The organism is Rhizobium sp. LjRoot98, from assembly GCF_964252935.1.
In the GTDB taxonomy this organism is placed as follows: Bacteria; Pseudomonadota; Alphaproteobacteria; order Rhizobiales; family Rhizobiaceae; genus Pararhizobium.
This window is the reverse complement of sequence record NZ_CAXUPW020000031.1, coordinates 1-13334: the sequence shown is the minus strand read 5'-3', so window position 1 is coordinate 13334 and position 13334 is coordinate 1. Positions and strand designations below refer to the sequence as shown.

Sequence of the window (13334 nt, the reverse complement as noted above, 5' to 3'; positions counted from 1 at the left end):
TAACACGATGCTCGACGCCGCCATCGAGACAGTTACCGACGCCGAAGGCAAGACGATCGTTCATTCGGATCGCGGCGCCCATTATCGCTGGCCCGGCTGGCTTACGCGGATCAGCGATGCGAAGCTGGTTCGTTCAATGTCCCGCAAAGGCTGTTCCCAAGATAACGCCGCGTGCGAAGGCTTCTTTGGACGACTGAAAACGGAACTCTTCTACCCTCGGGACTGGAAGAGCATCACAATCGAGCAGTTTGTCCGCGAGGTTGATGCGTACATCCGATGGTACAATGAAAAGCGCATCAAATTATCACTGGGCTCACGCAGTCCGGTCGAATATCGAGAAAGCCTTGGCCTAACCGTATAAATCAGTCCAAGTTTTTATCCGCATCCCCAAGGGGTCAACATTCCGAGCCGATTGACAGCAGGTCAAGGAGAAAGAAGCGTCCTGGCAGAAACTCGCCGATCTACCGGCCATTTCCGGGTCGGAGCTGCAGGAGGGGGTGGCCGGTGCCTATGCCGCAGTTGCCGGCGATGACGTCCTTGTGGCCGGCGGCGCCAACTTCAGAGGCGCGCAAGCCAATGCTGCGGCGGGGAAGTGGTTTGCCCATGAGGGCCTGAAAAAGAGCTGGCGCGACGAGGTGTACGCCTTCAGCGGCAACGGCTGGAAGCAAGTGGGCAAGCTGCCACACGGGTTGGCCTACGGCGCCTCGTTTGCCGTACCCGGCGGCGTTCTTCTCGTAGGTGGGGAAGACAGCGAGGGCAAACCCCGCAATGAGGTCTTCCTGCTCAAATAGGATGGCAAGAATCCGTCGGTCGAGAACTGAGCCAGTTCGGGTGCAGCTGAACGGTCTGACCTGCCTCGGCAGGCGTTCACCACTGCAACCTGCAAGTCACAGCGCGACGCACGGGATGATCACCGGTCGGAGACCGGTGATCATCCCGTCATTCTTAAGGCAATCGAGCGCCTTTTGCCGCCTTTAAAGCGGCGCTAAAGCGCGATCACCATTCTCGTCGCGTATGCGTGTCGGAAGCCCCATGCCATGCAGGAGTTCAAGCAGCGGCCGAGGGCGCAGTTCCTCGACGTTTGCCATTCTTCTGATATCCCACTCTCCGGTGGCGACCAGCAGTGCGGCAGCGACTGGCGGGATGCCCGCCGTGTAGGAAATTCCCTGCGAGCCAACTTCCTCGAAGGCTTGCCTGTGGTCTGCGACGTTGTAGACGAATACCTCGCGCTCCGTCCCATCCTTCATGCCCTTGACGAGATCGCCGATGCAGGTCTTGCCGGTATAATCCGGGGCGAGGGATGTCGGGTCGGGCAGCACGGCCTTGACGACCTTGAGCGGCACGACCTCAAGTCCCTCAGCGGTCTTCACCGGTTGTTCCGAGAGAAGCCCAAGGTTGTTCAGCACGGTAAACACGTTGATGTAGTGATCGCCGAAACCCATCCAGAACCGTACATCGGCGCCATCCATGTTCTTGGACAGCGAGTGGACTTCGTCATGACCGGTCAAGTAGGCCTTCTGCTTGCCCACGATAGGCAGTTCGAATTCCTGACCGACCTCGAACATCTTGTTCGTCTGCCAGGCCCCTTTCTGCCATGAGTAGACCGTTCCTGTGAATTCGCGGAAGTTGATCTCCGGGTCGAAGTTGGTGGCGAAATATCGGCCATGGCTGCCGGCATTGATATCAATGATATCGATATCGGTGATCGTGTCGAAATACTCGTCCTTTGCCAGCCTTGCATAGGCGTTGACGACGCCGGGATCGAAGCCGATGCCGAGAATGGCTGTAATGCCCTTCTCCTCGCATTCTGCCGCCCGCTTCCATTCATAATTTCCATACCACGGCGGCGTCTCGCAGATCTTGCTGGGATCTTCGTGGATCGCCGTATCGAGATAGGCCGCGCCCGTGTCGATGCAGGCGCGCAGCACCGACATGTTGACGAAGGCCGAGCCGACATTGATGACGATCTTGGATCCGGTGCTGATGATGAGAGCCTTCGTTGCTTCCACATCCATGGCGTCGAGCGCATGCGCTTCGAGTTTCACGCCCGTCTTCAGGCTCTTTTTCTCATGGATGGATTCGACGATCTTGCGGCATTTCTCCACCGTGCGGGATGCAATGTGAATGTCTCCCAATACATCGCTGTTCTGTGCGCACTTGTGTGCCGCAACCTGAGCCACGCCTCCGGCGCCGATGATGAGAACGTTCTTTTTCATTTCCGGGGATATCTCCTTGGTAGTGTGTTGAATGGCCTCAGGAGAGGCTTTGCTTGTAGTCCGCGTAAGTGAATTCGCGGACCGTCCTGACGTTTCCGTCGAGATCCTTGATGACGATCGCCGGCATTTTGACGCCGTTGAACCAGTTTTTCTTGACCATGGTGTAGCCGGCGGCATCCTGGAAGGAGATGCGATCACCAACCTTCAATTCGGCCGGAAAGCGGAATTCGCCAAAAATATCACCGGCAAGGCACGACTTGCCGCAGATCAGGTAGCTGTGCGGGCCTTCATTCGGCGAGACCTTGGCGCTTTCGCGATAGATCAGCAGATCGAGCATATGCGCCTCGATCGAGCTGTCGACGATTGCGAGATGCTTGCCATTGTAAAGCGTATCGAGCACGGTCACCTCGAGCGTCGTGCTGCCGGTGATCGAGGCTTCGCCGGGCTCCAGATAGACCTGCACGCCGTGGCGGTCCGAAAATGCCTTCAGGCGGGCGCAGAAGGCGTCGATCGGGTAATCGTCTTCGGTAAAATGGATGCCGCCCCCAAGGCTCACCCAATCGACGCGACCGAGCAGCGAGCCGAATTTCTCTTCGATCTGCGCCAGCAAACTGTCAAACAGCGCAAAGTCCTTGTTTTCGCAGTTGTTGTGGATCATGAACCCGCTGATCTTGTCCATTACCGTCTCGACCTTGTCGGTATCCCATTCGCCCAGCCGGCTGAACGGCCGGGCAGGGTCCGCAAGATCGAAGCTGGACGAACTGACCTGCGGATTGAGGCGAAGGCCGCGGGGTATGCCGGCCGCCTTTGCGGCATAACGGTCAAGCTGGGAGATCGAGTTGAAGATGATCTTGTCGGCATGCGCGATGACGTCGTCTATCTCGTTGTCGTCATAAGCGACACTGTAGGCATGTGTCTCTCCACCGAACTGCTCGTGACCGAGGCGGGTCTCGAACAGGGACGACGAGGTCGTTCCATCCATGTAGCCGGACATGATGTCGAAGACCGACCACGTCGCAAAGCACTTTAATGCCAACAGGGCCTTGGCGCCGGATTGTTCTCTTACATAGGCAATCTTCTCCAGATTGCGGATGAGCTTTGAGGCGTCGATCAGATAGTATGGTGTTTTAATCATGGGCATTCCGGCGTTGAGGTCAAAAGGGCAGGGGAACGAAAACACGGGGCCGAGTTGTGATGCCCTGGTTTCGAAGCATATTGAGGAAAATCACCAGGGCCGCGGCGCATTCGCAATGCGCACCTTGAGTCCAAGCGCTCGCCGTTTCATGATGCGTGCAGCGAGGGATATGTTGACAGATATCTTGGTCCTGTAATTCATCTCCAGTGTCGAGGCCGCGGAAGAGGGCCTTTCGAAAACAGAGCTCGGTAAGCGATCATCTTTACCGTTGTCGTGCGCTTGTGGCAGAAAAGTCCCGTCGGCAACCCGTCCAAGCCAGAGGCGATCGTGACATACAGATCGATTTAGTCCCGCCAATTGCTGCAGGAGTTCTTGACGGGCAACACAGTCATGCGGGTCGCTGGCAACGCGTCGTGAACGCGCGTGGAGATTTGCCGCAGTCACCACCGGCTCGACTTCAGGCCTGCGCCACAAAAGAAACCGGTCATCGACAAGGTCCAGATACTCATCCGTCACCTGCATGGGCAGCATCTCGTCGGCAACGGGATCGAAAAGCCGGAAGGGATCAGGTCTCTCATGATGATGCGAAGCAAGCCCAGGACTTTGATTGTGCTCGAAATCGGTGATCGCTGCGACAGAGGCGCCAATTTGCGGGCAGCTGGACACGACCTGGGCAGCGACTTCGCTCGATAGTTTCGCCTGTCTCCAAAGCGCATGAGCGATCGAAAGATTTGCTCTCATTGCGGCGGAAAGGGTTAGGCAACGGGTGCTGCCGTCGTGTTCCTGGCGGGCGAACTGGTTGAAAGGCGGATATGCCAGGAGCTCGCTCAGCGCGTCAACGTCTTCCTCCAAAGCTTCGGAAATTTGCGATTGGCTGAGCACGCCAGCGTGCCAGCTAGCACCTTCGTGAGAGCATCCCATGTGAACCTGCAATTTCGGGCTTCTTTGCCTTCAATCGGCTGAGATGTCAGAAGGACATTCCAATCAGCCGCACTCATGTGGTCAACATGCCGGAGCATGCGATACGAAAAAGCGATACCCGAACGAGGCTACCCCGTCCGGGCTAAATTCCCGCTTTGAGACGTAGAGGCTCCCGTCTCGGATGATGGTTGAGTGGCATCATGGCCTTATCGTAGATGCCGAAGCCAGGAAGTCAAGTTTCGTTTCATGGGAGCCAGTGCCAGGAATTTTGGCGTTTAACATCCCTGATGTTCGTCGATGTTTTTGGGTGACGATGGTTCTCGCGCACGGAAAGTCACCCAAAATCGATCGTCAAATCACGCCGAGTGCGTCCATCGCTTCGGCAACTCGGACAAATCCAGCGATGTTGGCGCCGAGCACATAATCGCCTGCGGCACCATATTCCGTGGCGGTTTCCGCGCATCGGTCATGGATGTCACGCATGATCGTCGCCAGGCGTTTCTCGGTCTGCTCGAATGTCCAGCTGTCGCGCGAGGCATTCTGCTGCATTTCCAGTGCGGAAGTCGCAACGCCACCGGCATTTGCGGCCTTGCCCGGCGCAAACAACACCCCGGCCTCCTGGAAGATGCGCACGGCGTCCGGTGTCGATGGCATATTGGCGCCTTCGCCGACGGCGATAACGCCATTCTTCACCAGTGTCTTTGCGTCCTTGCCGGTCAGCTCGTTCTGCGTTGCAGAGGGCATGGCGATGTCGCAAGGCACATCCCAGATGGAGCCATTCTCGATATAATGAGTACCGGTGCCCTTCAATCGCGCATACTCGGATATACGCGCGCGACGGGTCTCCTTGATCTCTTTGATCAGTTCAAGGTCCAGACCGCTCTCGTCAACGATGTATCCGCCCGAATCCGAGCAGGCCATGATCTTGCCGCCGAATTCCATGATTTTTTCCATGGTGTAGATAGCCACGTTGCCGGACCCGGAAACGACCGCCCGCTTGCCTTCGAAAGCGTGGCCCTTTGTTGCCAGCATTCTTTCAACGAAATACGTGGCGCCGTAACCCGTCGCTTCCTTGCGAGCGCGCGAGCCGCCATAAAACAGAGCCTTGCCGGTGAGCACGCCGGCTTCGTACCGGTTGGTCAGGCGCTTGTACTGGCCGAACATGTAGCCGATTTCACGTCCACCGACGCCGATGTCACCAGCGGGAACGTCCGTATATTCACCGATATGGCGATAAAGTTCGGTCATGAACGACTGGCAAAACCGCATGATCTCGCCGTCTGAACGGCCACGGGGATTGAAATCGGAGCCACCTTTGCCGCCACCGATCGGCATGCCGGTCAGCGCATTCTTGAAGGTCTGTTCGAAACCGAGAAACTTGATGATTCCGACATTGACCGACGGGTGGAACCGTATGCCGCCCTTGTAGGGACCTAACGCAGAGTTGAACTGGACGCGAAAACCGCGATTGATCTGCACCTGACCTTTGTCATCGACCCATGGGACGCGAAAGATGATTTGGCGCTCGGGCTCGCAAATCCGCTCGATCAGCGCATTGTCCATATATTTTGGATGTTTGGCCACCACGCGGCCCAGGCTTTCCAGCACTTCGCGAACTGCCTGATGAAATTCGAGTTCACCGGCGTTGCGGCGGATAACCTCGTTCAGAATCGGCTCAAGTTTTTCGTCTACGCGGACCAATCATTTTCTCCAATAACGTCAAGGATGCCCAAAAAGTGAGCGACCTGGCGTTGATAGCGTATGTTTTGAGCAACTCCAGAAAAATGTGCCCAGAGGCAGTGCAAATGCACAAAAGCGAGGGCTGCGTTCACCTTGGGAAGGCCAATTGGCTAGCTGTCAGGCTGCGGTGAAGCACGGGAATTATCGCCCTCACGGTTCGCCGCCCGCTCAACGGGGAGGGGCGGCGTCCGCATTCAGGCCGCAAACGGACCCGGGTCGTCGTCGTCTGGGCGCCGCGCAGTTACAGGCTTTTGCTTCGGTTGAAACTTCAGCACCTGCGGCGATGGATCAACGGCCTGGCGCTGGGGGCGGGAGAAAGCAGCATCCTGCTCGCGCAGCCGTAAGTTTGCCTCAGGTTGACACTCTACCGCCTCAATAAAAATGGTTTGCCGTTTGCCATTGTTTTCGATCGCGGTCTTTTCCCCCTCTGCCAGGCCCAGCAGGCTGAGCCCGCAGAGCGTATGGATCGACACGGCATAGTCCGGCAAGTCCTCGCCTTGGCATTGGACCACCAGATGGGGACCTTTAATTTGCCCGTTTAGCCGATAGGTGACGCGGCTGTTCAATGTCACGACATCGCCGGGAATATCGTCGCGGAAATAGACCGTCGCTTGGTTGAGTTTCTCGCGAAGAAGCGTCGCGAAAACATCTGCTTGATTGTCGTATCGCTCCAGAATCGTCGTCAAGATGAAGACGTCTTTTGTGGTCAGTTGGGAAAAATATTCTCTGGACATGGGAAATCTCCCGCGGAATCGAGCCAAGATGGCACCCGCGCCAAACGTTGATCAGACATGGTGAATGTTTCCCCTGGCCCATTCTCTGAGCCAGGGGTCAGGCCCCTGCGATAAGGCACTCACTCGGTCGGAAAGCGCCGCAGTCGTGGTCGCCCCTACCTGTCATCGATCTCATCCGCCAGTGTCGGATGCGGACCTGTGCAGCCATGGTGAGCCTGCCTTGCTAGGTTGTCGTCTCGACCACGTTGGAGACGGTGATCACCGTCAGGCGGTGCCGTCGCCCATCACGGGCCGCCCAATCGATTGATTGTCCCTCCGACAGTCCGATCAAGGCAGTCCCGATCGGAGTGAGAATTGAGATTTTACCCTGGGCGATGTCGGCATCACCGGGATAGACCAATGTCACCTGCCGTTTTTGGCTGTCGTCAGCGGCGTATTCCAGGGTTGAGCCCATGCGAACAATTTTCTCCGGCATCAAATGATGCGGGATGACCCTTGCTCTCTCCAATTCGGTGAGCAGGTCGTCCGAGAGATCCGGCATCCGGTTGGCTACCGTGGCCGCAAGGCCACTCAGTCGTGCCTCATCGACGTCGCTGACGACGATCACCGGTTTGTTCTGACGAGGATTAAATTCATTGGTTGTCATTTTTTAGGTTCCTGACACCACCCTCAGCAGCCGCGCGGTTAACGCATCGCGCACCAGCGGATTGCCTGAGTGATTTGCGTCCAGCCGTTCGAACCCGGTCTGGAACAATAAGATCTGTGGAGTTTTTGATGGTCACGCCGCCCCCGCGCTCGGGGCGTTCACGCCGGGCCGGGGGCTACAGTCCTGCGATCGGGCAACCCCGATGGGAAAGGATGAGCAACATATGGGCGTGCGTCGGTTTCATCGCGACAGGTTGGCTTATTTTCGCGGATTGTCAAGTGAGGCAGCTGCCGGGTTCACTTCACTGTTTCTAATCGATAGAACAAATCCATTGGCATCTGCCGGCATGGCTAATGTGCGCAGGGTCAGTTCCCCGTTCGGTCTTGTAGAAGGCGGCACGTGTTCGTTCTCCGATCGTCACGATGAAAGGAAGCGGTTCGTATAGGCTTTTTTGCGGGTCGCCTCAGGCGTTGCGCAATTTGCCTTCGAGCAAATCGATGACAGCGCGGCCGGCTTCCATGACGTTGGTTCCCGGCCCGAAAACGGCGGCGACGCCGTGGTCGAGCAGGAACTGGTAATCCTGGCGCGGCACGACGCCGCCGACGACGACGACGATATCCGCCGCACCCTTGGCCTTCAGCGCTTCGATCAGTTGCGGCGCCAGCGTCTTGTGGCCGGCGGCGAGCGACGACATGCCGACGACATGCACCTTTGCCGCGACTGCCATATCGGCCGCTTCCTCCGGCGTCTGGAACAAGGGGCCAGCGAGCACCTCGAAACCGATATCGCCGAACGCCGAGGCGATGATCTTGGCGCCACGGTCATGGCCGTCCTGGCCGAGCTTGGCCACCATGATTTTCGGCTTGCGGCCGGTCGATTTGGAGAAGCCGGAAAGCCGGGCAGACAGCGTCGCCAGTTCCGGCTCGTCCTTGTAGGCATTGCCGTAGATATCGCTGACCACGTCGGGTACGGCGCTGTGATCGCCGAACACGGCACGCATCGCATCGGAGATTTCGCCGACGGTGGCGCGGGCGCGGGCGGCCGTGACGGCGGCTTCGAGAATATTACCTTCGCCGGCGCGGGCAACGGCCGTCAGTGCCGCCAGCGCCGCATTTACTTCAGCCGTATCGCGCCGTCTGCGCGTTTCCTCGATGCGGCCGATCTGGGCGGTGCGAACGGCGGCATTGTCGATGTCGAGAATGTCGAGGTCGTCCTCGGTCTCCAGCCGGTATTTGTTGACCCCGACGATCACCTCTTCGCCCTTGTCGACAGCGGCCTGGCGCCGGGTGGCAGCTTCCTCTATCAGCCGCTTCGGCAGGCCATCGGCAACGGCTTTTGTCATGCCGCCGAGTGCTTCCACCTCTTCCATCAATGCCCAGGCCTTATCGGCCAACTCGGCCGTCAGGCTCTCGACATAATAGGAGCCGGCCAGGGGATCGACGACCTTGGTGACGCCGGTTTCGTGCTGAAGGATCAATTGCGTGTTGCGGGCGATGCGCGACGAGAACTCCGTTGGCAGCGCGATCGCCTCGTCGAAGGAATTGGTGTGCAGCGACTGGGTGCCGCCGAGAACCGCCGACATTGCTTCGAAGGCGGTGCGGATGATGTTGTTGTAAGGATCCTGTTCCTGCAACGACACGCCGGATGTCTGGCAATGGGTTCGCAGCATCAGCGAGGACTGCTTCTTCGGATGGAAGCCTTCCATGATGCGGGTCCAGAGCAGGCGGGCGGCGCGCAGTTTGGCGGCTTCCATGAAGAAGTTCATACCGATGGCAAAGAAAAACGACAGGCGGCCGGCGAATTCGTCGACGCTCAATCCCTTGGCGATGGCGGCGCGGACATATTCGCGGCCGTCGGCAAGCGTGAAGGCCAGCTCCTGCACCAGCGTCGCGCCTGCCTCCTGCATGTGATAACCGGAGATCGAGATGGAGTTGAACTTCGGCATTTCGCGCGCCGTATAGTCGATGATATCGGCAACGATCCGCATCGAGGGTTCCGGCGGATAGATATAGGTGTTGCGGACCATGAACTCCTTGAGGATGTCGTTCTGGATCGTGCCGGACAGCTGCGCGCGCGGCACGCCCTGTTCTTCGCCGGCAACAATGAACGAGGCCAGGATCGGGATGACGGCGCCATTCATGGTCATCGACACGGAGATCTTTTCCAGCGGAATACCGTCGAACAGGATCTTCATGTCCTCGACGGAATCGATCGCCACGCCGGCCTTGCCGACATCGCCGACGACACGTGGATGGTCGGAATCGTAGCCACGATGGGTGGCGAGATCGAAGGCGACGGAGACACCTTGCTGGCCGCTCGCCAGCGCCTTGCGGTAGAACGCGTTCGAGGCTTCGGCGGTGGAGAAGCCGGCATATTGCCGGATCGTCCAGGGCCGCCCCGCATACATGGTGGCGCGCGGGCCGCGGGTGAACGGCGCAAGGCCTGGCAGCGAGCCGAGATGACCGGCGGCTTCCAGATCAGCTTCGGTATAGAGCGGCTTGACCGCGATGCCTTCGGGCGTCTGCCAGGTAAGGCTGTCGGGCGAGGCTTTCAGCTCGCGTTCGGCAAGGGCTGCCCAGTCGGCGAGAGTTTTGTTATCGGACATGGGAAAGTCTCCTTGCATCGATCGAACGTACACCCTCCCCTTGAGGGGGAGGGGCGGCACGCAGTGCCGGGGTGGGGTGACGCTTCAAACGTCCCTGACCATCACCCCCACCCGCCGCTTTGCGGCGACCTCCCCTCTCAAGGGGGGGGTAGAAGCCTGCCTCAACTGCCGTTAGCCACGCGCGCGATCCGCGCCGTGGGGCTGCTGCAACGACACTCGGACGGGGCGCTGGAAGCTGCCGCGAGAGAGTAGAAGAGATGGCACCTTTCAGCACCCCGTTCAGCGGTTTATGCCTGCGACTTGGGTCTCTCTGAGGTGGCTCGCTGGAATGGTGTTCGTGTGACCCGATGGAGCCCGGCCGAACCAATTTATCGGCAACGCTCCACCTGGCCGCCGCCGGTGCCTCCGATGTCCTCGTCCTCGGGTTAAATCCGAGACATAGAAGAGAAATCGGACGGACTTTTGATGCGTCCGGCGAAACCATTCCGTTTGCCACCCTGTGTGCCGCGCAGGCACGCCCGGCGCGCTCTTTCGGGCATCGGAAGCAGGAGGGTCGATCCGTAACCTGTCCGCTTCTCCCGTGTCGCCGGAGGGAGACCATTTTCCGCAGACCCCCGATGCCAGGATTTGCGTCATCCCCTTGCACCCGGCGCCGGTCCCGCCTGACTGCCACGCCTGGCAGCGTATCCGATGGCGGGATGGACACAGGATGACACGGATGCTCTGGGCGGGGATGAAAGACCATTCGATTTCTCTGAAGCCGTTGTTTTCGTTCACGGTGACGGGAATTTATATGCCCGGCCGCCAACATAATTCAGGGGCGGCAGGGTAGGTTCGGAGTTTGTGGCTCCCCCTCATCCGGCCCTTCGGGCCACCTTCTCCCCGTTGGGGAGAAGAGGGAGCATGCCGCCGCCTTCGACCCAGCAACGCATATTGCCGGCGCGGCCATTATTCGAACTCCATGATCAGCTCGTCAACGGCGAGACTGGCGCCTGCCGAAACGGCCACACGCTTGACGATACCCCGCCGCTCGGCGCGCAGGATATTCTCCATCTTCATGGCTTCGACCGTTGCCAGCGCCTGGCCGGCTTCCACGGTCTCGCCCGTAACAACCGTGACGGCAGTGATAACGCCGGGCATCGGGCATAGCAGCATTTTCGATGTATCCGGCGGCAGCTTCTTCGGCATCAGCCGCGCCAGCCCGGCAACACGCGGGCTGCGCACATGAGCGGTGATATCGATGCCGCGCCAGCGCAGACGAATGCCGGTGCCAACAAGATCAATCTTCACGCCCATCACGGTGCCATCGATATTGAAATTGGCGTGGCTGCGGCCGGGCGTCCAGTCACCGGCAGCGGTGAGGGCGCTGCCATCGGCCAGCCGGGCGTAAGCGCCATCGGCGGACGCATCGAGCGTCACAGTATGCTCCTGCCCGGCAAAGGTGACGGCCCAGTCCTTGCCGATCACCCGGCGGTGATTGCCGATGGTGCCGGAAATCTGCGCGGCCCGCTCCTGCAGCGCCTGATGCACCAGGGTGGCCACGGCGGCCAGTTTCTGCGCGGACGCCACATCCGGCTCGACACCATGGAAGCCGTCCGGAAATTCCTCGGCAATAAAGGCGGTGGTGATCTTGCCGGAGCGGAACCGCTCGTGCTGCATGACCGCCGAGAGGAACGGCAGGTTATGGCCGATGCCCTCGACCTCGAAATTGTCGAGTGCGGCGCTCATCGCGTCAATAGCGGTCAGGCGATCAGGAGCCCAGGTGCAAAGCTTGGCGACCATCGGGTCGTAATACATCGAGATCTCGCCGCCTTCGAAGACGCCAGTATCGTTGCGCACAACGGTGCCATCGGCGCGTTTGCCTTCAGCCGGCGGCCGGTAGCGGGAGAGGCGGCCGATCGAGGGCAGGAAGTTGCGGTAAGGGTCTTCCGCGTAAAGGCGGCTTTCGATCGCCCAGCCGTTGAGCTTGATATTATCCTGGCCGAAGGACAGCTTTTCGCCGGATGCGACACGGATCATCTGCTCGACCAGATCGATGCCGGTGATCAGTTCGGTGACGGGATGCTCGACTTGCAGGCGGGTGTTCATTTCGAGGAAGTAGAAGTTGCGGTCGCCATCGACGATGAACTCGACGGTTCCGGCCGAATGATATCCGACCGCCTTGGACAATGCCACGGCTTGCTCGCCCATGGCGCGGCGCGTGGCCGCGTCGAGGAACGGTGACGGGGCTTCCTCGATAACCTTCTGGTTTCGCCGTTGGATCGAGCATTCGCGCTCGCCGAGGTAAAGCACGGTGCCATGCTTGTCGCCGAGCACCTGGATTTCGATATGACGCGGCTGGGTGACGAACTTTTCGATGAAGATACGGTCGTCACCAAACGATGCCTTCGCCTCGTTCTTCGAGGACTGGAACCCTTCGCGGGCTTCCGCATCGTTCCAGGCGATCCGCATGCCCTTGCCGCCGCCGCCGGCCGATGCCTTAATCATCACCGGATAACCGATCGCGGCGGAAATCTTAACCGCCTCTTCGGCATCGGCGATCAGGCCCATATGGCCGGGTACGGTGGAAACGCCGGCCTCAGCCGCCAACTTCTTCGACGTGATCTTGTCGCCCATCGCCTCGATGGCGCCAACCGGCGGACCGACGAAGGCGACGCCGGCCTTTTCCAGCGCCTGTGCAAAGGCGGCGTTCTCCGAGAGGAAACCGTAGCCGGGGTGGACCGCGTCGGCGCCTGTCTTCCTGATCGCCTCGAGGATCTTGTCGATGACGATATAGGACTGGTTCGACGGCGACGGCCCGATGTGCGCGGCCTCGTCGGCCATCGAGACATGCAGCGCACCGGCATCCGCGTCCGAATAGACCGCAACCGTCTTGATGCCCATCCTACGCGCCGTCTTGATCACCCGGCAGGCAATCTCGCCGCGATTGGCAATGAGAATTTTCGAAATCATTTTCTTCTCGATCTATTCAATCTTGCTTTTGCTTCCGTCATCCCCGGTTTGGTTAGAGGATGGATTGCGCCAACACTATAGCGGTATCGTATCGTGTTTTCGCCATAGTTGTTCCTTGCGCTTGTTCCTGAGTGAAGCAAAAGCGCGGGCGATGCGGCGGCGCGATGAGTGGGGCATGATCACCTCGTCGATAAAACCGCGTTCGGCGGCGACGAAGGGGTTGGCGAAGCGCTCTTCGTATTCCTTCGTCCGGGCGGCGATCTTGCCGGCGTCGCCAAGCTCGGAGCGGTAGAGGATTTCGGTCGCACCCTTGGCGCCCATCACTGCGATCTCGGCGGTCGGCCAGGCATAGTTGATGTCGGCGCCGATATGTTTCGACGCCATG

10 protein-coding genes and 1 pseudogene are annotated in these 13334 nt (G+C 59.3%); 2 read left to right on the top strand and 9 right to left on the bottom strand.

The genetic code is table 11. The features are described 5' to 3' along the window. Together ACSQ3J_RS30880 and ACSQ3J_RS30875 are read left to right on the top strand one after the other, a co-directional pair. A partial coding sequence (locus tag ACSQ3J_RS30880; protein WP_436041101.1) for a transposase occupies positions 1–361 on the top strand: 361 nt, incomplete at its 5' end. A 70-nt stretch (positions 362–431) separates the two neighbouring features. Then, positions 432–791, top strand: a pseudogene (locus ACSQ3J_RS30875) (N-acetylneuraminate epimerase); the annotation flags it as partial. A 183-nt stretch (positions 792–974) separates the two neighbouring features. Here ACSQ3J_RS30875 and ACSQ3J_RS30870 read toward each other — a convergent pair. From ACSQ3J_RS30870 to ACSQ3J_RS30830, 9 genes are all read right to left on the bottom strand, one after another. Continuing rightward, the gene (locus ACSQ3J_RS30870) at positions 975–2216 is read right to left on the bottom strand and encodes a saccharopine dehydrogenase family protein (protein WP_436041100.1); all 1242 of its coding nucleotides are present in this window, start codon (positions 2214–2216) and stop codon (positions 975–977) included. A gap of 37 nt (positions 2217–2253) precedes the next feature. Continuing rightward, entirely contained in the window at positions 2254–3351 is a 1098-nt protein-coding gene (nspC, locus tag ACSQ3J_RS30865) for a carboxynorspermidine decarboxylase (protein WP_436041099.1), read from the bottom strand. Between the two features lie 90 nt (positions 3352–3441). Further along, on the bottom strand, positions 3442–4233 hold the full coding sequence (locus ACSQ3J_RS30860; protein WP_436041098.1) for a hypothetical protein: 792 nt from the start codon (positions 4231–4233) through the stop codon (positions 3442–3444). A 390-nt stretch (positions 4234–4623) separates the two neighbouring features. Then, positions 4624–5973 (bottom strand): NADP-specific glutamate dehydrogenase, encoded by a 1350-nt coding sequence (gdhA, locus tag ACSQ3J_RS30855; RefSeq protein ID WP_436041097.1) that lies wholly within the window; start codon positions 5971–5973, stop codon positions 4624–4626. 233 nt (positions 5974–6206) lie between these two features. After that, positions 6207–6746, bottom strand: coding sequence for a transcription elongation factor GreAB (locus tag ACSQ3J_RS30850; protein ID WP_436041096.1), 540 nt, complete (start codon positions 6744–6746; stop codon positions 6207–6209). A 223-nt stretch (positions 6747–6969) separates the two neighbouring features. Next, positions 6970–7392, bottom strand: a complete 423-nt coding sequence (gene rnk / locus ACSQ3J_RS30845; protein ID WP_436041095.1) for a nucleoside diphosphate kinase regulator — start codon at positions 7390–7392, stop codon at positions 6970–6972. A gap of 463 nt (positions 7393–7855) precedes the next feature. Continuing rightward, positions 7856–9997, bottom strand: coding sequence for a methylmalonyl-CoA mutase (scpA, locus tag ACSQ3J_RS30840; protein WP_436041094.1), 2142 nt, complete (start codon positions 9995–9997; stop codon positions 7856–7858). Positions 9998–10945: 948 nt separating this feature from the next. Beyond that, complete coding sequence (locus ACSQ3J_RS30835) at positions 10946–12949, bottom strand: acetyl-CoA carboxylase biotin carboxylase subunit (RefSeq protein WP_436041093.1); 2004 nt, start codon at positions 12947–12949, stop codon at positions 10946–10948. Between the two features lie 75 nt (positions 12950–13024). After that, a partial coding sequence (locus ACSQ3J_RS30830; protein WP_436041092.1) for a carboxyl transferase domain-containing protein occupies positions 13025–13334 on the bottom strand: 310 nt, incomplete at its 5' end.

What these genes read in the sequence shown, in the direction of transcription:
- ACSQ3J_RS30870 (WP_436041100.1), bottom strand. Translation starts at nt 2,216, where the DNA reads ATGAAAAAGAACGTTCTCATCATCGGCGCCGGAGGCGTGGCTCAGGTT.
- nspC (WP_436041099.1), bottom strand. Translation starts at nt 3,351, where the DNA reads ATGATTAAAACACCATACTATCTGATCGACGCCTCAAAGCTCATCCGC.
- ACSQ3J_RS30850 (WP_436041096.1), bottom strand. Translation starts at nt 6,746, where the DNA reads ATGTCCAGAGAATATTTTTCCCAACTGACCACAAAAGACGTCTTCATC.
- rnk (WP_436041095.1), bottom strand. Translation starts at nt 7,392, where the DNA reads ATGACAACCAATGAATTTAATCCTCGTCAGAACAAACCGGTGATCGTC.
- scpA (WP_436041094.1), bottom strand. Translation starts at nt 9,997, where the DNA reads ATGTCCGATAACAAAACTCTCGCCGACTGGGCAGCCCTTGCCGAACGC.
- ACSQ3J_RS30835 (WP_436041093.1), bottom strand. Translation starts at nt 12,949, where the DNA reads ATGATTTCGAAAATTCTCATTGCCAATCGCGGCGAGATTGCCTGCCGG.